At 70.4% G+C, this 23,082-nt stretch carries 22 protein-coding genes; 8 read left to right on the plus strand and 14 right to left on the minus strand.

From position 1 onward, the window contains the following. Window positions 1-530, plus strand: a 530-nt coding sequence (locus FAF44_RS12350; protein ID WP_237103235.1) for a C40 family peptidase, incomplete at its 5' end; no start/stop codon positions are given. A gap of 604 nt (window positions 531-1,134) precedes the next feature. Here FAF44_RS12350 and serA read toward each other — a convergent pair. Continuing rightward, entirely contained in the window at window positions 1,135-2,724 is a 1,590-nt protein-coding gene (serA, locus tag FAF44_RS12355; protein ID WP_237103236.1) for a phosphoglycerate dehydrogenase, read from the minus strand. Window positions 2,725-3,057: 333 nt separating this feature from the next. Here serA and FAF44_RS12360 point away from each other — a divergent pair, with 333 nt between their 5' ends. From FAF44_RS12360 to dacB, 4 genes are all read left to right on the plus strand, one after another. Beyond that, window positions 3,058-3,819 (plus strand): hypothetical protein, encoded by a 762-nt coding sequence (locus tag FAF44_RS12360; protein ID WP_237103237.1) that lies wholly within the window; start codon window positions 3,058-3,060, stop codon window positions 3,817-3,819. A gap of 80 nt (window positions 3,820-3,899) precedes the next feature. Next, window positions 3,900-5,255 (plus strand): MFS transporter, encoded by a 1,356-nt coding sequence (locus FAF44_RS12365; protein ID WP_237103238.1) that lies wholly within the window; start codon window positions 3,900-3,902, stop codon window positions 5,253-5,255. Between the two features lie 96 nt (window positions 5,256-5,351). Further along, window positions 5,352-5,900, plus strand: a complete 549-nt coding sequence (locus tag FAF44_RS12370; protein ID WP_237103239.1) for a DUF1707 and FHA domain-containing protein — start codon at window positions 5,352-5,354, stop codon at window positions 5,898-5,900. 152 nt (window positions 5,901-6,052) lie between these two features. Then, window positions 6,053-7,597 carry a D-alanyl-D-alanine carboxypeptidase/D-alanyl-D-alanine-endopeptidase gene (gene dacB / locus FAF44_RS12375; protein ID WP_237103240.1) on the plus strand — a complete coding sequence of 515 codons (1,545 nt, stop codon included), beginning with the start codon at window positions 6,053-6,055 and terminating at the stop codon, window positions 7,595-7,597. A gap of 424 nt (window positions 7,598-8,021) precedes the next feature. Here dacB and FAF44_RS12380 read toward each other — a convergent pair whose 3' ends face one another. Genes FAF44_RS12380 through FAF44_RS12395 form a run of 4 tightly spaced genes read right to left on the minus strand, consistent with a single transcriptional unit; the run spans window position 8,022 to window position 11,354 of the window. Then, window positions 8,022-8,801 (minus strand): ABC transporter permease, encoded by a 780-nt coding sequence (locus tag FAF44_RS12380; RefSeq protein WP_237103241.1) that lies wholly within the window; start codon window positions 8,799-8,801, stop codon window positions 8,022-8,024. After that, entirely contained in the window at window positions 8,798-9,547 is a 750-nt protein-coding gene (locus tag FAF44_RS12385; protein ID WP_237103242.1) for an ABC transporter permease, read from the minus strand. Before FAF44_RS12385 ends, FAF44_RS12380 begins: the two co-directional genes overlap by 4 nt. Beyond that, entirely contained in the window at window positions 9,544-10,296 is a 753-nt protein-coding gene (locus tag FAF44_RS12390) for an ABC transporter ATP-binding protein (protein ID WP_237103243.1), read from the minus strand. The genes FAF44_RS12385 and FAF44_RS12390 overlap by 4 nt, the downstream gene beginning before the upstream one ends. Next, window positions 10,293-11,354, minus strand: a complete 1,062-nt coding sequence (locus FAF44_RS12395; protein ID WP_237103244.1) for an ABC transporter substrate-binding protein — start codon at window positions 11,352-11,354, stop codon at window positions 10,293-10,295. The genes FAF44_RS12390 and FAF44_RS12395 overlap by 4 nt, the downstream gene beginning before the upstream one ends. Window positions 11,355-11,572: 218 nt before the next feature. Here FAF44_RS12395 and FAF44_RS12400 point away from each other — a divergent pair, with 218 nt between their 5' ends. Then, complete coding sequence (locus FAF44_RS12400) at window positions 11,573-12,757, plus strand: amidohydrolase family protein (RefSeq protein ID WP_237103245.1); 1,185 nt, start codon at window positions 11,573-11,575, stop codon at window positions 12,755-12,757. Here FAF44_RS12400 and FAF44_RS12405 read toward each other — a convergent pair. Further along, window positions 12,722-13,864, minus strand: coding sequence for a PucR family transcriptional regulator (locus FAF44_RS12405; RefSeq protein ID WP_237103246.1), 1,143 nt, complete (start codon window positions 13,862-13,864; stop codon window positions 12,722-12,724). The genes FAF44_RS12400 and FAF44_RS12405 overlap by 36 nt on opposite strands. An 87-nt stretch (window positions 13,865-13,951) precedes the next feature. On the opposite strand from FAF44_RS12405, the gene FAF44_RS12410 reads away from it, so the two are divergent. Next, on the plus strand, window positions 13,952-14,881 hold the full coding sequence (locus tag FAF44_RS12410; protein ID WP_237103247.1) for an adenosine deaminase: 930 nt from the start codon (window positions 13,952-13,954) through the stop codon (window positions 14,879-14,881). A gap of 65 nt (window positions 14,882-14,946) precedes the next feature. Here the strand turns inward: FAF44_RS12410 and FAF44_RS12415 are convergent, their stop codons facing one another. The 4 genes from FAF44_RS12415 to FAF44_RS12430 form a co-directional block, all read right to left on the minus strand. Continuing rightward, window positions 14,947-15,183, minus strand: coding sequence for a hypothetical protein (locus tag FAF44_RS12415; protein ID WP_237103248.1), 237 nt, complete (start codon window positions 15,181-15,183; stop codon window positions 14,947-14,949). 250 nt (window positions 15,184-15,433) lie between these two features. Then, a complete protein-coding gene (gene map / locus FAF44_RS12420; RefSeq protein WP_237103249.1) occupies window positions 15,434-16,201 on the minus strand; it encodes a type I methionyl aminopeptidase in 768 nt (255 codons plus the stop codon). 82 nt (window positions 16,202-16,283) lie between these two features. Beyond that, window positions 16,284-17,006, minus strand: a complete 723-nt coding sequence (locus FAF44_RS12425) for a siderophore-interacting protein (protein ID WP_237103250.1) — start codon at window positions 17,004-17,006, stop codon at window positions 16,284-16,286. Window positions 17,007-17,016: 10 nt separating this feature from the next. Beyond that, window positions 17,017-17,544 carry a PadR family transcriptional regulator gene (locus FAF44_RS12430; RefSeq protein ID WP_237103251.1) on the minus strand — a complete coding sequence of 176 codons (528 nt, stop codon included), beginning with the start codon at window positions 17,542-17,544 and terminating at the stop codon, window positions 17,017-17,019. Between the two features lie 188 nt (window positions 17,545-17,732). Between FAF44_RS12430 and FAF44_RS12435 the strand changes: the two genes are divergently transcribed. Then, on the plus strand, window positions 17,733-18,539 hold the full coding sequence (locus tag FAF44_RS12435; RefSeq protein ID WP_237103252.1) for a CPBP family intramembrane glutamic endopeptidase: 807 nt from the start codon (window positions 17,733-17,735) through the stop codon (window positions 18,537-18,539). Between the two features lie 13 nt (window positions 18,540-18,552). Here the strand turns inward: FAF44_RS12435 and FAF44_RS12440 are convergent, their stop codons facing one another. The 4 genes from FAF44_RS12440 to FAF44_RS12455 form a co-directional block, all read right to left on the minus strand. Next, the gene (locus FAF44_RS12440; protein WP_237103253.1) at window positions 18,553-19,521 is read right to left on the minus strand and encodes an NAD(P)-dependent alcohol dehydrogenase; all 969 of its coding nucleotides are present in this window, start codon (window positions 19,519-19,521) and stop codon (window positions 18,553-18,555) included. A 120-nt stretch (window positions 19,522-19,641) separates the two neighbouring features. Next, window positions 19,642-20,625 (minus strand): ketol-acid reductoisomerase, encoded by a 984-nt coding sequence (ilvC, locus tag FAF44_RS12445; protein WP_237103336.1) that lies wholly within the window; start codon window positions 20,623-20,625, stop codon window positions 19,642-19,644. A 23-nt stretch (window positions 20,626-20,648) separates the two neighbouring features. Further along, window positions 20,649-21,173, minus strand: a complete 525-nt coding sequence (ilvN, locus tag FAF44_RS12450; RefSeq protein ID WP_237103254.1) for an acetolactate synthase small subunit — start codon at window positions 21,171-21,173, stop codon at window positions 20,649-20,651. Beyond that, window positions 21,166-22,905, minus strand: a complete 1,740-nt coding sequence (locus FAF44_RS12455) for an acetolactate synthase large subunit (protein WP_237103255.1) — start codon at window positions 22,903-22,905, stop codon at window positions 21,166-21,168. The genes ilvN and FAF44_RS12455 overlap by 8 nt, the downstream gene beginning before the upstream one ends. Window positions 22,906-23,082 lie beyond the last annotated feature (177 nt).

A 23,082-nucleotide genomic window follows, 5' to 3' on the forward strand; every position in this document is an offset into this window, starting at 1 on the left:
CCATCCCACAGACCAGCCCCGCGGCACCCGCCGCCGACAACACGACCTTGACCGGCGCCGAGATCAAGCGCATCCAGGACAAGAGCACACCCAAGCCCGCCTGGAAGATCGCACTCAGGTTCGCCATGCACAAACGCGGTATCCCGTACGTCTGGGGCGGGACCAGCGACCGAGGTTACGACTGCTCGGGGCTCATGCTCAGGGCGTACCAGCGAGCCGGCATCAGCCTGCCGCGCGTCACCAACGACCAGTACGCGGCGTTCTCCAGGAAGATCTCCTGGCAGCACCTCAAGCCTGGCGACCTCGTGTTCTTCAGCAACCTGGGCCATGTCGGAATGATCTCCAAGCCCGGGTACATGGTGCACGCGCCGCGATCCGGCGACGTCGTGAAGGAGGAGAAGCTGTCGAGTTGGCGCAGGCAGTCCTTCGTGGGCGCGGTACGGCCCGACGCCAAGGGCGTACGTCAGTGGTCCAAGGTGCTCAAGAAGCGCAACGAACCCGCCGAGACGTCGTTCACCGCGACCCTCTGAAAACCCCGGCCCTTCTGAAACCTCGACCCGCTGTTACCGCGGCCTTTCGAGACCGCGGCCCCTGAAAGCACCGGCCCGCAGCGCGCCGAGTGCCGGAAGACCACGAGCGGGCCCCGCGCGTCCCCTGCGGGGTCCGCTCGTACTCGTCGAGTTCCGGGCGGGCGCTACCGGCCCGGGTACTGCGGGGCGCCGCCGTTGTCGCGGCGGTCCAGCGCGGTCTGCAGCGCCTCGGCCGCCTCGTCCTCGTGCTCCTCGGCGCGGTTCCAGGCATACATGTCGTACATGTGACTCATCTCATTTCGCGGACGTCGTTTCCTGAAGGAAGCCGGACTCCGGTCGCGAATCCGATCGGGGCCGATCTCGCCGGCCCGGGTCACGAACCGGAACGAATGGGACTTACTGGCCGACACGAACGCCGCACTCCGCGGCGGGTCGTCGACCTGCCCTAACAGGCCCCGCCGCGGCAGGCAATGAGTACGAAGACCTGGCGCATCAGCAGCCACAGTACCCGAGCATTCTGCTTGGATGTCCTACTATCTCGCATCGTGAGACACAAAAGGGCCGCCACCCGGACGGGTGACGGCCCCTTCGAACGCTCGGGAGGTCAGTCCTCCAGGTCCACCGAACGGCCGCTCTCGGCGCCGATCTCGGCCCCGATCTGCTCGACGACCTCAGCCGGGATGGCGGAGTCGACGGTCAGCGCGATGAGCGCCTTGCCGCCCTTGACGTCCCGGGCCACCTGCATCGAGGCGATGTTGATGCTGTGCTCGCCGAGCAGGCGGCCCACCACGCCGACGATGCCGGGACGGTCGGCGTAGGTGAAGAAGCACAGGTGGGCCGTCGGCTCGATCTCCATCTCGTAGCCGTTGACCTCGACGATCTTGGTGATCTGGCGGGGGCCGGACAGCGTCCCGGAGACCGAGACGGTGCGGCCGTCGGCGAGCACGCCGCGCACGGTCACCACATTGCGCCAGTCGGGGCTCTCGGAGCTGGTAATCAGCTCGACGGTGATGCCGCGGTCCTTGGCCAGCAGCGGCGCGTTGACGTAGGTGACCTGCTCCTCGACCACGTCGGCGAAGACGCCCTTGAGCGCGGCCAGCTCGACCACGCGCACGTCCTCGGCGGCGATCTCGCCGCGTACCTCGACGTCGAGCTTGGTGGCCACCTCGCCGGCCAGCGCGGTGAACACGCGGCCGAGCTTCTCGGCCAGCGGCAGGCCCGGCTTGACGTCCTCGGCCACCGCGCCGCCCTGGACGTTGACGGCGTCCGGCACGAACTCGCCCGCCAGCGCCAGCTTCACGCTCCGCGCGACCTGCGTGCCGGCCTTCTCCTGGGCCTCGTGCGTGGAGGCGCCCAGGTGCGGCGTGACGACGACCTGGTCCAGCTCGAACAGCGGGCTGTCGGTGCACGGCTCCTTGGCGAACACGTCGAGGCCGGCTCCCGCGACCCGGCCCTCCTTGACGGCCGAGTAGAGCGCGCCCTCGTCCACGATGCCGCCGCGCGCCACGTTGACGATGCGCACGCTCGGCTTGACCTGGTGCAGCTCCCGGTCGCCGATGAGCCCGATCGTCTCCTTGGACTTGGGCAGGTGCACGGTGATGAAGTCGGCCTGCTTGAGCACCTCTTCGAGGCTGAGCAGCTTGACGCCCATCTGGGCGGCCCTGGCCGGCGGCAGGTAGGGGTCGTAGGCGATCAGCTCGACGCCGAACGGCTGCAGCCGCTGCGCCACGAGCTGGCCGATCTTGCCCAGGCCGAGGATGCCGACGACCTTCTCGTCGAGCTCGACGCCGGTGTACTTGGAGCGCTTCCACTCGCCGTTCTTGAGCGCGGCGTGGGCCTGGGCCGTGTTGCGGGCGCTGGCCAGGATGAGGGCGACCGTCTGCTCGGCGGCGCTGGTGATGTTGGAGGTCGGGGCGTTCACGACCATGACACCGGCCTTGGTGGCCGCGTCGACGTCGACGTTGTCGAGACCGACACCCGCGCGGGCGACCACGCGCAGCTTGGGCGCCGCGGCGATGGCCTCGGCGTCGACCTGCGTGGCGGAGCGCACGATCAGCGCGTCCACGTCGGCGAGTGCGGGCAGGAACTGGGAACGGTCGGCGCCGTCGGTGTGGCGGACCTCGAAATCAGCACCGAGTACGGCGAGGCCAGCCTCGGACAGCTCTTCTGCGACCAGAACGACGGGCTTGTTCACGTCTGTGCATCCTTTAGGCACGGCGGGCTTGGGGGGACACCGTCCACGGATCCCCCCGGCGGTCCCACAGAGTGTATCCGCAGCTTGTGAACGCATTCACGAGGGGCCACCATGTGAGACGGCCGCCGTTGTACCCAGCCGACGGCAAACTCATCCAAGCTGGGCCCATCTTTGTCTTGATCGGGGGATTTATTCGCCATTAGCCTGATAAGCCGTGACCGACTACCTATGGTTCGTCATATGAGCATCGGGAATCCTGCGCTTGCCGACGTGCTCGCACAGCATGGCACGCCACATCGCCTGCTGAGCGCTCTAGCCGACGGCGGAGTCCTGGTGGCAGTGCGACCAGACCGTTCCGTCGTCCTCGGGACGACGCAGGCCGGCGACCGCGTCCTGCTCGGATACACGAGCGCGACCACCTACGCCCGGCACCGTGGCAGCCATTCCCTGTCGGCCTGCGACGCCGACACCATCCTGGACATCCAGCGCGTCACCGGGGTGCGCGAAATCGTGATCGACGCGGCCGGACCAGCCGCCGCGGCCGTGCCGATCGACGATCTCCAGCGCTTCATGACCACGACCCGCACCGGGCCGACGCCCGTGCTGTCGGGGACGGTCCCGGCCGCCTACGCGACGGGCGCGATGGCCACCGTGTCGCGCGGCGCCGCGGTGGCCCAGGTGGCGCCCCCGAGCCCGCACGCCCCGTCGCTGCCCTGGGTCCCCGCGCCCCGGCCGCACCTGTCGGGGCCGATGCAGCAGGTGGACCCGGGTTACCGGCGCTGCGCGCATCCCATCCTGCCCGCGCTGCGGCAGGCGATCGGGTACCTGCTCGTGGACTTCCCGCTCGTGCACCACGTCTGGATCTCCGAGGCCGGCACGGCGTCCGGGGCCACCGGGATCATGCTGCACGTCAAGGTGCACATGTCGGCCGCCGAGGACGTCGTGCGCGACCTGCACCGCCTGGTGCGCGCCCGGCTGCCGCAGTTCGCCGCCTCCGGGGCGCCGATCCTCATGGCCCGGGTGGCGGACACCCGTAGCGAGCAGCGGATGATCGAGATCGGCGCGCACGTCGTGTGCGCCAGCGTCTCGGACTGAGCGTGCCGGGAGGGCCCTCCGGGAGCGATCCGGGAAAGTGGGCCCTCCCGCACGGGCCGCCGCTCGGCTGTAATGAGGGGATGATCACATCGGCGGCGAGCATGGCCACCGTTCCCAGAGGCGTGCGCTTCGGCTACGGGGTCGGCTCGTTCTGCACGGCCACCTTCAACGGCGTGCCCGGGCTGCTGCTGCTGTTCTACATGACGAACTTCCTGGCCGTGCCCGCGTGGCTGGCCGGGGTGGTGGTCACCGCGCCGAAGGTCTGGGACCTGTTCGTCAACCCCCTGGTGGGACGCTGGTCCGACCGGACCGTCTCGCGCTGGGGGCCGCGGCGGCCGTGGCTGCTGGCCGGGGCGTGCACGCTGCCGATCACGTTCTTCCTGGTGTTCGCCGGGCCGCCGCTGACCGGGGTGCCGGCCGCGCTGTACGTCGGGGCCTGCTTCCTGGCCGCGGCGACCGCGTACGCGCTGTTCGAGGTGCCGTACAAGGCGATGCCCGGTGAGATGACGCACGACTACCACGAGCGCACGTCGCTGCTGCAGTGGCGGATGGTGTTCGTGGGGGCGGCGACCGCGATCATCGGGGTGCTCGCGCCGATCATCGCCACCAGCGAGGGCGCGGAGGGCACACTCGGCAGCTACCGGCTGATGGCGCTCACGATCGCGGTCATCCTGCTGGTCGCCATGCTCGGCTCGTTCTTCGGCACCGCCCGCGCCCCCATGACCGGCGCCCCCGAGCCGGACCGCGGCGGGTGGCGCGAGCAGTTCGCCGCGATCAAGGGGGACTCGGCGTTCCTGTGGCTGACGGTGCTGGCCTGCGTGCAGATGCTGGCCGTCAGCATGATGCTGGCCGCCGCGCCCTACTTCGCCACGTACACGCTGGGCTCGGCCGCGGCCACGCAGACGCTCTTCGCCGCGCTGGTCGGCCCGATCCTGCTGACGATGCCGGTGTGGGTGCGGGTGGCCAGGCGCTTCGACAAGCGCGGCGCGATGCTCCTCGCGGTGCTGCTGTTCGGGGGCGGCACGACGGCCGCCATGGCCACGCCGCTGTTCGGCCCGGTCTGGGCGCACTGCACGATCCTGCTGGTCGGCGTCGGGTACGCCGGGCTGCAGCTCATGCAGTTCTCCATGCTCGCGGACGTGATCGCGGTGGACGCGGCCAGGACGGGCAAGCGGCGGGCCGGGGTGCTGACCGGCCTGTGGACGGCCATCGAGAGCGGCGTCAGCGCGTTCGGCGCGCTGATCTTCGGGATCATCCTGTCGGTCGGCGGCTTCATCGAGTCCGACCCGAGCAGGATGGTCGAGCAGCCCGACAGCGCCCTGACCGCGGTGCTCATCGGCCAGACCGCGATCCCCGCCGTGATCATCTTCGCCTCGGCGCTGATCACGCTGAAGTATCGGCTCAGCTCACCCGTCGCACCGGATGCCCGTGCCTGATCGCCATGGATGCCGAGTATGCATACCGAGCAGCCCCGGGGCACCCCGATCGCCGTATTCTGGACACGCACCGAGGTTGAGGCCGATACTCGCTCTATGAGCTCCACGCATCCGCCCTTTCGCGCCTCAGATGGGGAACGTGACCGTGCGATCGACGAGCTCAAAGAGCGGGCGGTGGAAGGCCGGATCTCGCACGACACCTTCGTGGGCCGGGTCGACCAGGTGCTGCGCGCCCGCAACCAGAACGAGCTCGACGATCTCGTGGCCGACCTGCCACGACGCCAGTCGCTGCGGCAGCGGCTGACCGACGCCGTCTCCTCGGTCTCCGAGTTCACCACCCGGTTGCAGTCGGCCTGGCGGCGGCCCCGCCTGCCGCGGCTGGCGCTGCCCGCCGACGACCGCCTGCGGTACGTGGTGGGCCGGGGCTCGGCCTGCGACCTCGTCCTGTCGGATCTGACGGTCTCCCGCGTGCACGCCGAGTTGCGCCGGGAGGGCGACGGCGGCTGGATGCTGGTGGACCTGGGCTCGCTCAACGGCACCCGGCTCAACGGGTGGCGGCTGGTGGGGCCGATGCGGGTGAAGTCGGGCGACGAGGTCTCGTTCGGCGACTGCGGGTTCATGGTGACCTCGCAGCAGCCGATCTGAGCCGGCTCTCGCCGGGCCGGTGCGGCCGTTCGGCACGTCTGGCGTGCGACTTCACCGCCCGCTTAGCCCCTATAAATACGGATATTTGCGGATCACAGGCCGACTGTACTGATCCATGCTCTCATGCGATCCCCCAGTCACTTGGAGACCCCATGCGGCGCACCTCAGCCTCCCTCGTCGCGGGCACGCTCGTCGCGGCCCTCGCGTGGGCGTCCGGACCCTCCGCTCCCGCCATCGCACTCGACCCCGCCGTCGGCGTGGCGGACCTGACCCAGGACATCAACCAGATCCTCAGCGACTCACGCCTCACCATCGCCAGAGCGGGCGTCGTGGTCAAGAGCGCCCGGACCGGCGAGGAACTCTACGCCACCGACGCCGGCAAGCTGCTCCTCCCGGCCTCCAACACCAAGCTGTTCACCTCGACGGCGGCGGTCGAGACGCTCGGGCTCGACTACCGCTTCCCTACCACCGTGCTGAACACCGGCCGCAAGGCGGGCTCGGTGCTGGCCGGCGACCTGGTGCTGCGCGGCACCGGCGACCCGACCATGCTGGCCGAGGACTACGACGCGCTGGCCGCCGAGGTGGCCGCGTCCGGCGTCAAGGTCGTCACCGGCAAACTGGTGGCCGACGACACCTGGTTCGACGCCCAGCGGCTCGGCAACGACTGGTCCTGGGACGACGAGACCGCCTACTACGCCGCGCCGATCTCCGCGCTGACCGCCTCGCCCGACCGGGACTACGACGCCGGCTCGGTGATCGTGGCGGTGGCCGCCGACGGGGACAAGGTGAAGGTGTCCACCACGCCGGAGACCGACTATCTGAAGATCGTCAACAAGGCCACGGTGGGCGCCGAGACCGACGTGCTCATCGAGCGGCAGCACGGCACCCGCACGGTGGTGATCACCGGCACGGTCGCGGACCCGTACCAGGAGTGGGTGGCCGTGGACGACCCCACGGCGTACGCCTCCGCGCTGTTCCGCGCGTCGCTGGCCAGGCACGGGGTCAAGGTGCTCGGCCAGACCGTCACGGGGGCGACCCCGTCGGGGGCCAAGGAGCTGGCCGCGCACGAGTCGATGACGCTGGGCGAGCTGCTCGTGCCGTTCATGAAGCTGAGCAACAACATCCACGCCGAGATCCTCACCAAGGCGATGGGGCGCAAGGCGTCGGGCCAGGGCACCTGGTCGGCCGGGCTCAAGGTCAGCACCGACTTCGCCAAGGCCAACGGCGTCCAGGTGATCAACATGCGGGACGGCTCGGGCCTGTCGCGCCGCGACGGCTTCTCGCCGGGCTCGATCGTGCAGCTCCTGTCGGCCGTACGCACCAAGCCGTGGTTCACCACCTGGTACGACGCCCTGCCGATCGCGGGCAACGCCGACCGCTTCACCGGCGGCACCCTGCGCTCCCGGATGCGGGGCACGCCGGCGGAGAACAACGTGCACGCCAAGACCGGCTCGCTCACCGGGGTCACCGCGCTGTCCGGCTACGTCACCGGCGCCGACGGCGAGCCGCTGATCTTCTCCATCATGCTCAACCAGTACCTGTCGGGCTCGCCCAAGGACATCGAGGACAAGATCGCGGTCCGGCTCGCCCAGTTCTCCCGGAACTCGGCCGCGGGCGACGCCGCCCAGCTCCGTGTCCCGGCCGCGGGCGCGACGGGCGACCTGGAGTGCTCCTGGACGAAGCCCGCGGAGTGCTGACCGCCCGCCGATCGTGAGATCGCGGCCCCCTGACGCTCAGGGGGCCGTCACGGTTTACCGAGATGAGCGCGATTGGTATGACGATTCAGCAACTTGGAGCTCCAAGTTCACCTCTCAATTTCCGTACATAGCCGACTTGAGGGGACCAGAATGCGGATTCGACGCACTGTCGAGCCCCTCGACCGGAGGACGGAATGCACGAACAGCCCCAGGCTGTGATCCGCCCCGGACGACCGGGGTCCGCCAGCCGCTGAACAGGACTCCCCCGACCAAGGGAGCGTCGGGCTTTCACCGGCCCCACCCCGAGCCGGTATCCCACCGCACGCCCACACGCTCCCCTCCGGGCGGACCCGGCCGCGCCTCCCCCCGCACACAGGACCGCGGCCGGGTCCGCACACCTCCGGACCCGGACCACGCCGTCAGGTCACCCGGGACGCCGGTCGGAGAACCGGGCCAGGACGAGCGCCTCGACGACGCCGACGGCCGCGTACGCCAGGATGGACACCCCCGTGACCACCACGATGTCCGCCCACACCTCGTCGTAGCGGAAGCCGCCGATCGCCCGCAGGATCTCGGCCCCGATGCCCTCACCGGTGGCCAGCCACTCGGCGATCAGCGCCCCGATGATCGACGCGGGCACGGAGATCCGCGCCGAGGCGAACACCGACGGCATCGCCGTCGGCACCGCCACCTTGCGCAGGACGGTCAGCCGGGTGCCGCCGTACGCCCTGACCAGGTCCGTGGCCTGCGGCGAGGCCGAGCGCAGGCCGAAGGCGATGGTCACCAGCGCGGGGAAGAACACCACGACGCCGCCGATCACCGCCACGCCCAGCAGCTCGCGGCCGAAGACGAGCGTGATCAGCGGCGTCATCACCACGAGCGGCACCGAGCGCAGCAGCATGGCGACCGGCATGAACGTCTGCTCGACGGTCCTGAACAGCACGAACGCGACCGCCACGGCCATCGCGGCGACCATCCCGGAGACGAAGCCGATGGCCGCGTCCCTGATCGTGATGCCCAGCGCGCCGAAGACGGCCTCGCGGTGCGCCTCCGACGACGTCAGGTACTCCCAGACCTGCGGCGGGCGCTTGCCCACCAGCGGGCTGATCCCGAACGCCTCCAGCGCCAGCCACCACGCGGCCACCACGATGACGACCGACGGCACCAGCGGCCCGACGATCCGCGCGACGGTGCGGCCGATCACTGGGCCTCCCCTCTCGACCACGGGGTGACCACGCGGGCGACGAGCGCGACGACGGCGTACCCGAGGCCCGCGATCAGGCCGGACACCAGCGCCAGCCCCCAGGTGCGCGGCACCTGGAACTGCTGCTGGGAGATCATCAGGGACACGCCGAGGCCCTGGTCGTTGCTGCCGAGGTACTCGCCGATGATGGCGCCGAGCAGCGCGGACGGGGCCGAGATCCGCAGGCCGGCGAACGTGCTGGGCAGGGCGGAGACGATCTGCACGTAGCGCAGCCGGGCCAGGCGCCCGCCGCCGTACACGGTGATCAGGTCGAGGCTGGCCCGGTCGGCGGAGCGCAACCCGAGCAGGGCGCCGATGAGCGTGGTGAAGAAGACGGAGATGGCCGCGAGGAACACCACGGTCGCGTCGCCGCCGAAGACGACGAGCACGATCGGCCCGATGGCCAGCAGCGGAATGCAGTAACTGATCACGGCGAGCTGCGTGGCGACGGCTTCGAGCCTGGGCACGAGCAGCACCAGCAGCGCCACGCCGATGGCCAGCCCGTTGCCCCACAGGAAGCCCTGGACGGCGGCGGACAGGGTGGCCGAGGCGTTGGGGCCGTAGAAGGCCCAGCCGTCGCGGCCCATGGAGTCCAGCACCGCGACCGGGGTGGGCACCGCGCCGCCGTCGGCGAACACCGTCACGGCCAGCAGCCACCACAGCGCGACGAGGGCGACGACACCGGCCAGTCCCTGGAGCCGCCTCATGCCCCGTGCCCGAACAGCAGGTCGCTGAGGTGGTCGTGGATGGCGTGGAACTCGGGCGTACGCATCATCTCGGGGGTGCGCGGGCGCGGCAGGCCGATCTCCACCATCTCGACGACCCGTCCGGGACGCGGGCTCATGACCGCCACCAGGTCCGACAGGAAGATCGCCTCGCCGATGCCGTGGGTGACCATGAGGGTCGTGGCGGGCTTCTCCGTCCAGATGCGCAGCAGCTCCAGGTTGAGCCGCTGACGGGTCATGTCGTCCAGCGCCCCGAACGGCTCGTCCAGCAGCAGCACGCTGGGCTTGACCACCAGGGCGCGGGCGATCGAGACGCGCTGGCGCATGCCGCCGGACAGCTCGGCGGGCCGCGCCTTCTCGAAGCCCTCCAGGCCGACCAGCTTGATCAGGTCGTCGATCACGCCGGGCTCCGGCTTGATCCCGGCCACCTCCAGCGGCAGCCGGATGTTGGCCGCGACGCTGCGCCAGGCCAGCAGCGCCGAGTCCTGGAAGGCGATGCCGAGATGGTGGCTCCTGCGCAGTTCCTGCGGCGTCTCACCGTTGACCCGGATCTCGCCCGTCGTGGGCTCCTCCAGGCCGGCGAGGATGCGCAGCACCGTGGACTTGCCGCAGCCGGACGGGCCGAGCAGCGACAGGAACGAGCCCTTCGGCGTCTGGAGGTCCACGCCCTCGACGGCGGTCAGGCCCTTGCCGAAGGTCTTGCTCAGTCCGGAGAGGCTGATCCCGCTCATGAGAGCTTGAGGCTCGGGTCGGCCTGGTAGATCTCGGTCAGGATCGACAGGTCGAAGAGCTGCTCGGCCTTGATGTCCAGGCCGGCCTTGGCCAGCGAGGAGATGTTCTGCTCGATCAGCTCGGGCGTCATCGTGAACAGGCCGTTGGCCTTGGCGTCGTCGGTGACGACGAGCTCGTTCTGCATCTTGGCCTCCTCGGTCTGCTCCTTGACGTCGAGGTTCTGGTCCTTGCCGTAGACGGTGGCGGCCAGTTCGGCGGCCTTGGCCGGGTCGGCGACGGCGTCCCTCCAGCCCTTGATCTCGGCGGTCAGGAACGCCTTGAGCTTGTCGCGCTCGTTGTCGATGGTCTGCTGCGTGACGGTGAACGTCTCGGCGACCAGCGGCAGGCCGGCGTCGGCGAGCAGCAGGTACGCCGGGTCGTGCCCCTTCATGCGCAGGTTGACCGGGCCGCTCGTGACGAAGCCGACGTACCCGTCGAGCTGTCCGGAGGTGAGCATCGACGGGTCGGACTGGAACGGCACCCTGGTCACGTCGGCGGCGTCGATGCCGTTGGCCTTGAGCAGCGCGTTCCAGACCAGCTCGTTGGAGTCCTGGACGCCGATCTTCTTGCCGACCAGGTCCGCGGCCTTCTCGATCGGGTTCTTGCTCAGGGAGATGACGGCGAACGGGTTCTTCTGGAACGTCGCCCCGACGATCTTCAGCGGCGCGCCCTGGAGCACGGCGGGGGCGGTGATGGTCGGCGCCGACAGGCCCGCCCAGCAGCGGCCCGTGGCCAGGCCCGACTCGACGGAGGTGCCGGAGCCGCCGCCGGACAGCAGCTCGACCTGGGTGAACCCGGCCGCCTTGAAGTAGCCGTTGGTGTCGGCGAAGTACTCGCCGGCGAACTCGACGTTCTTCTTCCAGGAGAGCTGGAGCTTGACCGACCCGAACCCGCCGCCGCCACCGCCGCCGCCGGACGCGGACGTGGGTGCGCCGTCGCTCCCGCAGGCGGCCAGACCGAGCGCCAGACCGGCCAAGCCGGAGGTCCGCAGGAACGCGCGACGGTCGAGGGTAGCCATAATTCTCCTTGAACGGCCGTGAAAATGCAGGTCAGGACGGTATCCATCGATTATTACCATCGTGTGACGATGGTTTCGGACAGTGCGACCGGGAGAGGGGGCGCACACCCGAAGACCGGCAAAACCGCTGGCGGCCCCTGTAGGTCCCTACGAGAGGGCCGCGCGAGGACCGTAGATCCCTCCAGCCGCCCAGGGGCTCGGGTAGCGTCGAGCCCGAGATGAGACTTGACGGAATCCCCCTTTGGGACGGTACCGAATTCCGCGGCCCGGTCGATCTGACCTGGGAGCCGGACCGGATCACCGAAGTCAGCCCCGCCGCGACGGCGCGCCACGGTGACCTGTGCGTGCTGCCCGGCCTGGTGGACACGCACGTCCACCTCGTCGGTCACGCCGGTTCCGGCGACCCGCCCGACTTCGCGACCTGGCCGCTCACCACCACCCGCGACGAGCAGGTGCTGCACGGAGCCGCGCACGCCCAGCAGGCCATGCGGCACGGCGTGACCACCCTGCGGGACCTGGCCGGCGACGAGGCGCAGATCGCGCTGCGCCGCGTCTTCGACGCCGGGGTGCTGCCGGGGCCGCGCATCCAGGTGCACGGCGTGGTGGGGATGACGGCCGGGCACAACGACCTGTTCGTGCCGCCGGCCTTCCCCATCAGGAAGCCCACGGCCGACGGGCCGGACGAGTGCCGCAAGCTCGTCCGCACCTGGGCCAGGGCCGGCATGGACGGCATCAAGCTCACGACCAGCGGCGGCGTGCTGTCCATCGGCGACAAGAACGTCTGGCGCAACTACACCCGCGACGAGATCAGGGCGGTCGTGGACGAGGCCCACGCGCTCGGCATGCTCGTCGCCTCCCACGCCCACTCCGAGGACGGCATCCGCGTGGCCGTCGAGGAGGGCGTGGACTCCATCGAGCACGGCACGCTCATGAGCCGGGACCTGGCCGAGACGCTGGCCGCCCGCGGCACGCCCGTCGCGCCGACGCTGCTGATCAACGAGGCCATCGCGCAGGGCCGCGTCCCTGTCACGGCCGAGGCGATGGCCAAGGCCGCCGAGCTGGTCGCCACCCGTGACATGCTGCTGGCCCAGGCCGCGGCGCTGGGCGTGCGGTTCGTGCTGGGCACCGACGCCAACGGCCACCACGTGCGGTTCGGCGACCAGCTCGCCGAGGTCGTGCACATGACCCGGATCCTGGGTCTCGGCGCGGAGGCGGCGCTGCGCGCGGCCACCTCCGACGCGGCCGACTCGATCGGCATGCCCGTGGGCCGGGTGCGGCCGGGGCTGGGCGCCGACCTGGTCGTGCTGCGCGGCCGGCCGTGGGAGCGCATCGAGGACCTGGCCACGGAGAACATCGTGGCCGTCGTCTCACGTGGCCGGGTCGTCGCGGGCCGCCTGCCCTGACCGCAGCGCCAGGTACAGGTCGGTACGGTCGCGCATCGACGACATCCGCCGCCCGGTGAGCTCCTCGATCCGCTGCATCCGGTAGCGCAGGGTGTTGACGTGCACGTACAGCTCGTCGGCCGTGCGCTGCCAGGATCCGCACGTCTCCAGGAAGATGTCCAGGGTGCGCAGCAGCTCCGAGCCGTGCCGCGCGTCGTACTCCTCCACGGGGCCGAGCAGGTGCTCGCGGAAGGAGCGGCGCACGCTCGACGGGAGCGCGGCGAGCAGCAGGTCGAAGCTGTCGATGTCGGCCACCGACATGATCGACACGGGCCCGAGTCCGGTGCGCGCCGACTCCATGCCGCGCCTGGCCGTCTCCAGCGCCTCGCCGAGTTGCGACACGCTGGCCGCCATCTCGCTGATCCCGGCCGCGATGCTGGTGCCCCGCCTGTCCGCGACCAGGCCGCGCAGTTCGTCGGCCAGGCTCTTGCGCGAGGCCCGGCCGTTGACCAGCACGATCGCCTCGCCGGGGGTGCCGCCCACGACCAGGTGGCGGCCCTTCCTGGACAGCCCCTCGTGCAGCAGCTCGGGCAGATCGAGCTCCGGGCCACCGGTCAGGGTGACCGCCATGGCCGCGGTCGGCAGGCCGGGGTCGGCGCCGAGCAGCCGCAGGTGCGCCGAGACCTCGCCGGGCGGGATGCGGCCGAGCACGTCGAGCAGCGTCTGCGCCCTGACCCGCTCGGCCCTGCGCTGCTCGGCGGCGAAACCCTCGGCGGTCACCACCTCGCTGATCGCGCCGAACGCCTGGTCGGGCGCGGCCAGCAGCAGCGGCAGCCGCCTGCGCTCGCACGCCTCGACCAGCTCGCGCGGCAGCTCGCCCAGCACGATCAGGCCGATCACCAGGCCGGCGACGTCGGCCGCCCACAGCGCGTCGGCGAACCGCTCGCAGTCGGACGGGCGGGCGTACCAGACGCCGCTGGTCAGCACGAGGTCGCCGGTGCGCAGGTAGCGCCGGGGGTCGGGCAGGTCCGTCGGGTACGCGCGCCGGACCTCGCGGTCGAGCTCGTCGGCGCCCGTCACCAGCGTCAGCCGTAGGTCCTCGCGGGCCAGCAGATCCGACAGCCTCATGAAATCTGATGTTATGCCAGCTCAGCGGGGGAAGGTTCAGAGGTTCGCACGATACCTCCGTGCTCCGGGGTCCGGTTTACTCGATGCATGCGTCCCAAAGCGGAACTCCACCTGCACATCGAGGGCACTCTGGAGCCCGAGCTCGTCGTCGAGCTGGCCCGGCGGAACCGGATCGACCTGCCCACCTTCGACGTGGAGGCCATCCGCGCGCGGTACTCCTTCGCGAACCTGCAGTCGTTCCTGGACGTGTACTACGAGAACATGGCCGTCCTGCGCACCGAGGAGGACTTCCACGACCTGGCCGCCGCCTACCTGCGGCGAGCCGCCGCGCAGGGGGTGCGGCACGCGGAGATCTTCTTCGATCCGCAGGCCCATCTGAGCCGGGGCGTGCCGCTGGAGACGGTGTTCGACGGGCTGTCGGCGGCGCTGAAGGGCAGCGACGTGTCGGCCGCACTGATCTTGTGTTTCCTCCGTGACAGGGGCGCGGAGGAGGCCGAGCAGGTGCTGCGGGCGGCGTTGCCGTACCGGGAGCGGTTCATCGGGGTGGGGCTGGACTCGGCGGAGGTGGGGTACCCGCCGTCGTTGTTCCGCCGGGTCTTCGAGATCGCCGCCGCCGAGGGGCTGCGCCGGGTGGCGCACGCGGGCGAGGAGGGCGGGCCCGACTACGTGTGGGAGGCGCTGGACGTCCTGCGCGTGGAGCGGGTGGACCACGGCATCAGGGCGATGGAGGATCCGCAGCTCGTGGCCCGGCTGCGGGCCGAGCGCATCCCGCTGACCGTGTGCCCGCTGTCGAACGTGCGGCTGCGGGCGGTGCCGTCCCTGCGTGACCACATCCTGCCCGCGATGCTGGACGAGGGCCTGGTCGTGACCGTCAACTCCGACGACCCCGCCTACTTCGGCGGCTACGTGGAGGACAACTACCAGGCGCTGCGGCGGGAGCTGGGGATGACCGAGGAGCAGCTCGACCGGATCGCGCGCAACTCCTTCGACGCGTCCTTCGCCTACGCGCGCTCCTAGCCCTGCCCGGGTGGTCAGACGAAAAGGGCCCGCCCTCACGGGCGGGCCCCTTTCAACACGTCTCGTCAGCCACTCAGGACCGAGCTCAGCAGCTCGTTCAGGAGGTCGAGGTCGAGGATGTCGTTGTCCTCGCCGAAGTTGTTCCACTTACCGAAGTCCCAGTCCGCGTCGTCGTGACCATGGTTGGGGCCGGGCAGGATGCGCGACTCGGCGGTGACGCTGGGTGCCGCGGCGAGCGCGGTGCCCCCGAACATGACCATCCCGCCGACGAGCCCGGCGAGGACGAGTCCGTTTCTGTACATAGTGATTTCCCCCTGATACTTCTCGACTACTCTCCGTAGCTATCGCAGGAAGATCTCCCCCCCGCCCTTCTTCGACAAACGCTCGCAATTTTGCTCTTGACCTGGGGGAACACCGGGCCTGGACGAACGGATGACCAAGATCGGACGGCTTGACGCGCAGGTGTGCGCGGATGGCCGGCACCCGACCCGATCCTGCCCGTCCCATGACCGCGAATCAGGGCCCCGAAGATCCCCGAGGCCCTCCGGCGGCCTAGGGGAGGGTCAGGATGACCGGGCCGTCCTCGGTGATCGCCACGGTGTGCTCGACGTGTACGCTCCTGCTCCCGTCGGCGGAGCACACCGACCAGCCGTCGTCGGCCATGTGGTAGCCGTCGTCGCCGCCGGCCATCAGGCTGGGCTCGATCGCGATCACCAGCCCCCTGCGCAGCCGCAGGCCCCGCCCGGCGCGGGCCTCGTTCGGCACGAACGGTTCCTCGTGCATGGCCCGGCCGATGCCGTGGCCGCCGAAGTCGTTCTGCATGCCGTAGCCGGCGCCGCGCCCGACCGTGGACATCGCGTGCCCGATGTCCCCCATCCGGCCGCCCGGCACGGCCGCCTCGATGCCCGCCGCGAGCGTCTCCTCCGCGACTCTGATCAGCTTGAGGTCCTCCGCGCGCGGCTGCCCGACGGCGAAGCTGACCGCGCCGTCGGCGTGCCAGCCGTCGACGTGGGCGGCGCAGTCGACGCTGATCAGGTCACCGTCGCGCAGCCGGTACGGCGACGGCAGCCCGTGCAGCATGACCCCGTTCACCGAGGTGCAGATCACGCCCGGATACGGCGTCGCCCCGAACGACGGGTGGTAGCCCAGGAACGACGGCTTCGCGCCGGCCTCCGCGATGACCGTCCTGGCCACCTCGTCCAGCTCCTTGAGTGACACGCCCACGGCCGCCGCCTCCCGCGTGGCGGCGTGGACGGCGGCGACGACCCTGCCGGACTCGCGGATCGCGGCGATCTCCCCGGCTGACTTGTACTCGAACACGGCCCCTCCTCGGCGATAACTATACCGGTATTATTATCACGGATCATGGCGCCGGAGCGACATGGAGGGCCCCGTGCCCGGTTCAGTCCATCCCCCTCCTGCCCGGGGTCCAGAAGGGTTTGGTCCGCACGTCCCCGCGCGACCAGCCGCGCTCCCCGACCAGATGGGCGCGCACCGCCTGGATGGTCCGCGCCTCCCCCGCCAGGTAGGCCACGCCCGGCCCGTCGGGCAGTTCCAGCTCCCTGACCGCGTCCACCAGCACCTGCGACCGCGCGGCGGACGCGCCGCCCCGGCACACCTTGACCAGGCCGCCGGGCAGGTCGAGATGGTCACCAGGCTCGCCCGCCTCCACCACGCCGTGCACGCCCGCCCCCGCGGGCAGGGCCCGCACCATCGCGCCGAACGCCACCGACGCCGTCTCCTCCCCCGCGAACAGGTGGTACGGCGCCTCCTCCCGCACCACGAAGCTCCCCTCGGGGCGGGTGAAGGAGACCTCCTGGCCGGGCCGCGCGTTCCTGATCCACGCGACGCCCGGGGAGTCGCCGCCGTGGTCGTAGCCGATCAGGTCCACGACCCCCCAGGTGGGGTCGTACCACCAGATCGAGTACGTACGCAGCACGCCGCCCAGCGGCCCGCCCGCGCCGACCAGCAACCGGACGTGCTGGCCCGGCGTCCAGCGCAGCTCCCCGAGGTCCTCCCCGGCGATCCGCACCCGGCGCATCCGGGCCGTGATCTGCTCGGCCTCCACCACCTCACCGGTGCGGAACAGCCGATCGAGCAGCCTGCGGGCGATGGTCCGCCGCACCTTTGCCTCCCTATCTCCATCTCTTGGAATCGAGCCGCTCGATCCGCTGACGGGCGTCGACGAAGATCTCCTGGATGCGCTCGACCACCCGGGGGTCGCCGTGGGCGTGGGCGAGCGTCTTCACGGCCGCCTTGACCAGGCGCAGCGCGGGGCCGATGATCTCGGCAGCCTCGGGCTCGCGGAACATGCCCCACTCGCCCCTGCTGGCCGCCCGGCCCCACAGCCGCTCGATCTCGTCGGCGTGCTCCGCGCTCACCCGGCGGCCCTCGTCGGTGATGTGGTGCACCTTGCGCCCGTCGGCGGGCTCGACCCGGACGAGGCCCTCGTCCTCCAGCAGTTGGAGGGTGGGGTAGACGGAGCCGGCGCTCGGCTCGTACGTGCCGTTGAAGCGGTCGGCCAGGCGGCTCATCACCTGGTAGCCGTGGCCGGGCTGCTCGGCGATCAGGGCGAGGATCGCCAGGCGCAGTTCGCCCGGCCCGAAGAAGCGGCCCGTGGGGCCCATCCCGCCCGCGCCCGGGTTGCGGCGTGCGTTCATCATGTGTCGGATGCTATATCGAACGATACACGTAGGTAAAGACGTACTATCGCGTTCTCCGGGCCATACGCCGCCGGAGCACGGGCGGCATCCTCCCTCAGGCACCGTCCGGGCGGCATGACCTCCGTCATGGCCGCATGGGTCTGCGGCCCGATGTGCGCGTGACCGGTCGCCGCCTAGCGTCGGACGGTATGCGAATCCTGGTTGCCATCCTGGTCCCGATCGCGATCCTCCTCGCGGTCCAGTTCGGCGTGAGCGCGGCCATGAGCCCGCTGCCCGAGGCCGCCGCGAACTTCGGGGGCCCGCCCCTGGTCACCCTCGGCGTCCTCGCGCTGCTCTACGCCTACCGGCGGCTGACCGGCCGCCACCCCTGGGCCGGGCTCGGCCTCACGCGTACCTGGTGGGCGCTGCCGCAGGTGCTGCTCGGCGCCCTGGCGGGCCTGGCCGCGCTGTTCGCCGGGTGCGCCGTCACCGTGTGGGCCGGCGCGGCGGCCTGGGGATCCGCCGCCACCTCGCCGGAACCCCCCGCCATGTACGTCCTCGCCTTCACGCTCGTCGTGTTCCAGGCGTGCTTCCCGGAGGAACTGCTGTTCCGCGGGCACCTGTGGGACGTGCTCTCCGACCGGTTCGGGCCGCACGGCGTGCTCGTGGTCACCTCCGTGTCGTTCGGCCTGCTGCACCTGCTCTCGCAGAGCCCGGCGACGGGGGCCGGCGAGCGGACGCTGTTCATGGTGCAGGCCGTCGCGCTCTTCCTGCTGTGCGGGGCCACCAGGCAGCGCACGGGCGCGATCTGGACGGCGGTCGGCGTGCACCTGTCGATCTACCTGGGCACGCTCATCCCGATCACGGCCGCCGACTACGGCGTGCAGCTCGCCTTCCAGACCATCATGCTGGCCCTCGCCGCCGCCCTCGTCCTGTTCGGCCCCACGCTCCGAACGCACCGGCCGGCCCCGCGGGCGGTCCGGGCGGACGCCCCGTCGCCGTCCACGGGGGCGTGAGGCCGGCGGCGGTTCACAGGGTGATCACCACCTTGCCTCTGGCATGGCCGCGTTCCACGTGCGCGATCGCCTCGGGGACCTCGCTCAGCGGGTGGGTCCGCCCGACCACGGGGGCCAGCCTGCCCGCCTCGATCAGCTCACGCAGGGTGACCAGGTCGGCGGCGTTCTCGCGGGTGACGAAGGAGGGCAGGGCGTGGCGGACGACCAGGTTCAGCGCGTTCAGGCGGATGATCCGGCCCATCGGGCCGAACCAGCGGCCTCCTGAGCCGCTGTTGTGCAGGTAGGTCCCGTCAGGGGTGAGCAGGCGGCGGCAGTCGGCGACCGGGCGGTTGCCGACGTTGTCGAGGACGACGTCGTAGCGGCGGCCGGTGCGGGTGAAGTCCTGGCGGGTGTAGTCGATCACGTCGTCGGCCCCGATCGAGCGGACCAACTCGACGTTCCCGCCGCCGCACACGCCGGTGACCTCGGCCCCGTACGCCTTGGCGAGTTGCACCGCGAACGTGCCGATCCCGCCCGCGGCCCCGTTGACCAGCACCTTCTGCCCCTGCGCGAGCCGCCCCTTGTCGCGCAGCGCCTGCAGCGCGGTCAGCGCGGAGGTGGGCACGGCCGCGGCCTGCTCGAACGTCAGCCCGGCCGGTTTCCCGGTCACCGGGCCGCTCTCGGGGACGGTGACGTACTCGGCGAACGAGCCGGGGGCGCAGCCGTACACCTCGTCGCCGGGCGCGAACCGGGTGACCTCCTTGCCGACGGCCTCGACGACGCCCGCGAAGTCGGCCCCCAGCCCGTGGGCCTTCGGCCGGGTCAGCCCCGCCACGGCGCGGAAGACGTACGGGCTGCCGCGCAGCAGGTGCCAGTCGCCCGGGTTGACCGAGGCGGCCCGCACGCGGACGAGCACGCCGTCGTCGCCGGGCTCGGGCCTGCCGGTCTCCTCCAGGGAGATGACCTCAGGCGGGCCGTACGCGTAGTACCGGATGGCCTTCATCGCAGCCTTTCTGACACATGAAAGGTTTTGCTGACACATGAAAACCATACCTCCACGCAACGAAAAACGGGCGGGAGGACGAACCTCCCGCCCGCCACGTGCGGACCCTCAGGGGCGAACTCAGCCCTTGAGCCAGCTCATCATCGGACGAAGCTCGGCGCCGGTCTTCTCGATCGGGTTCTCGGCCAGCTCGTCACGGTAGCGCTGGAACTCCTTCTGGCCGCCGTCGAACTCCTCGACGAGCTGGCGGGCGAAGGTGCCGTCCTGGACCTCGGCGAGAATGCGGCGCATCTCCTGACGCGACTCCTCGTTGATGACGCGCGGGCCACGGGTGTAGCCGCCGTACTCGGCCGTGTCGGAGACCGACCAGTACATCTTCGAGATGCCGCCCTCGTACATGAGGTCGACGATGAGCTTCATCTCGTGCAGGCACTCGAAGTAGGCCACCTCCGGCTGGTAGCCGGCCTCGATCAGAGTCTCGAAGCCCGCCTTGATCAGCTCGGAGACGCCGCCGCACAGCACGGCCTGCTCGCCGAACAGGTCGGTCTCCGTCTCCTCCTTGAACGTGGTGCGCAGCGCGCCGGCGCGGGTGCCGCCGATGCCCTTGGCGTAGGAGAGCGCGAGGTCGAGCGCCTTGCCCGAGGCGTCCTTCTCGACGGCCACGAGACACGGCACGCCGCGGCCCGCCTCGAACTGGCGGCGGACCAGGTGGCCCGGACCCTTGGGAGCGACCATGCAGACGTCGACGCCCTCGGGGGCCTCGATGAGGCCGTAGCGGATGTTCAGGCCGTGGCCGAAGAACAGCGCGTCGCCCTCGACCAGGTTGGGGGCCACGTGCTCGGCGTACAGGTGGCGCTGGATGTGGTCCGGCGCCAGGATCATCGTGAGGTTGGCCTCCTCGACCGCCTCCGACGGGGTCAGCACGCGCAGGCCGTCGTTCTCGGCCTTCTCCCGGCTCTTGGAACCCTCGGGCAGGCCGACGCGCACGTCCACGCCGGAGTCACGCAGGGAGAGAGCATGGGCGTGGCCCTGGCTGCCGTACCCCAGCACGGCCACGTGGCGTCCCTGAATGATCGACAGGTCGGCCTGGTCGTCGTAGAAAATCTCGGTCACTTGCTCAAAACCTTTCAGGCGGTACGGTCCAGTGCCCTGAGGGACCGGTCGGTGATGGAGCGGGCGCCGCGGCCGATGGCCACCATGCCCGACTGGACGAGTTCTTTGATCCCGAACGGCTCGAGGACCTTGACGAAGGCCTCGAGCTTGTCGGGGGTGCCGGTGACCTCGATGGTCACGGCGTCGGACGCCACGTCGACGCAGCGGGCCCGGAAGAGGCTGACGAGTTCCAGCACGTGCGAGCGACTCTCGGCGTCGGCCTTGACCTTGATCAGCATCAGCTCGCGCTGCACCGCCTGCGACGGGTCGAGCTCGACGATCTTGAGCACGTTCACCAGCTTGTTGAGCTGTTTGGTGACCTGCTCGAGCGGCAGCTCCTCGACGCTCACCACGATCGTCATGCGGGAGATGTCGTCGTGCTCGGTGGGCCCGACGGCCAGGGAGTCGATGTTGAACCCCCTGCGGCTGAACAGCGCCGACACCCGCGCGAGCACGCCCGGCCTGTTCTCGACAAGCACAGACAGCGTGTGTCTACTCATCCTCGTTCTCCCACTTCGGCGCCATGTCACGGGCGATCTTGATGTCGTCGTTGCTGGTGCCCGCCGCGACCATGGGCCAGACCATGGCGTCCTGGTGGACGACGAAGTCGACCACCACAGGAACGTCGTTGATCTCCATGGCCTTCTTGATCACGGCGTCCACGTCCTCGGCGCGTTCGCAGCGCAGGCCGACACAACCATAGGCGTCGGCCAGCTTGACGAAGTCCGGGATCCGGCGCGCCGTCTGCAGGTTGGTGTTGGAGTAACGCTCGTCGTAGAAGAGCGTCTGCCACTGCCGGACCATGCCGAGATTACCGTTGTTGATGACCGCCACCTTGACCGGCACACCCTCCAGGGCGCACGTGGCCAGCTCCTGGTTGGTCATCTGGAAGCAGCCGTCGCCGTCGATGGCCCACACGACGGAGTCGGGGCGGCCCATCTTCGCGCCCATCGCGGCCGGGACGGCGAAGCCCATCGTGCCGAGGCCGCCGGAGTTGATGAACGTGCCCGGGTTCTGGTAGCCGATGAACTGCGCGGCCCACATCTGGTGCTGCCCGACCCCGGCCACGTAGTACGTGTCGGGGCCGGCGATGGCGCTCAGCCGCTCCATGACGTACTGCGGGGCCAGCGAGCCGTCCTCGAACGTCTCGTAGCCCAGCGGGTAGGTCTGCTTGTAGCCGTTGAGCACCGTCCACCAGTCGGCGTAGTCGCCCTGCTGGCCGGACGCCTGGATGGCGGCGACGAGGTCGGTGATGACCTCCTTGCAGTCGCCCACGATCGGCACGTCGGCGTGGCGGTTCTTGGAGATCTCCGCCGGGTCGATGTCGGCGTGCACGATCTTCGCGTACGGGGCGAAGGACGACAGGTCGCCGGTCACCCGGTCGTCGAACCGCACGCCCAGCCCGATGATCAGGTCGGACTGCTGCAGCGCGCCCACGGCCGAGACGCTGCCGTGCATGCCGGGCATGCCCATGTGCTGCGGGTGGCTGTCGGGGAACGTGCCGCGCGCCATCAGGGTGGTGATGACGGGGATGTGCGTCAGCTCGGCCAGCCGCAGCAGTTCGGCCGAGGCGCCCGCCTTGTGGACGCCGCCGCCGACGTACAGGACCGGCCGCCTGGCCTCGGCGATCAGCTTGGCGGCCTCGCGGATCTGCTTGGAGTGCGGCCTGGTGACCGGGCGGTAGCCCGGAAGCTGCATCGTGGGCGGCCAGACGAAGGTGGTGTCGGACTGCAGGGCGTCCTTGGAGATGTCCACCAGGACCGGGCCGGGACGACCGGTGGAGGCGATGTGGAACGCCTCCATGATCGTGCGGGGGATGTCCGCCGGATCGGTGATCAGGAAGTTGTGCTTCGTGATCGGCATGGTGATGCCGGAGATGTCGGCTTCCTGGAAGGCGTCCGTGCCGATGGCCTTGCTGGCCACCTGCCCGGTGATCGCCACGATCGGCACCGAGTCCATGTAGGCGTCAGCGATCGGCGTCACCAGGTTCGTGGCCCCCGGGCCGCTGGTCGCCATGCACACGCCCACCTTGCCCGTGGCCTGCGCGTAGCCCTCGGCCGCGTGACCGGCGCCCTGCTCGTGCCGTACAAGCACGTGCCGGACCTTGGTCGAGTCGTAGAGAGGATCGTAGGCCGGCAGAATGGCACCGCCCGGGATCCCGAACACGGTGTCGACTCCAACGTGCTCCAACGCCCTGACCAGGGCCTGTGCACCTGTCATCCGTTCGGTCATCGGCTCGTTCCTTGCGTGGCTACTCGCTTAAGGACATAAAAAATGCCCCGTCCCACCAGGAGGCGGGTCTGGGGCGGCGCGCAGGTCGTCGTGCTTCGCTATCGGCCTGCGCGCCGGCGAAGTACTACGAGAATCTCACTGCGAAGCATGGCCTCCACCATAGCCGCTCGGAAGGCC

This window comes from Nonomuraea sp. MG754425 (assembly GCF_021699195.1).
Classification (GTDB): Bacteria; Actinomycetota; Actinomycetes; order Streptosporangiales; family Streptosporangiaceae; genus Nonomuraea.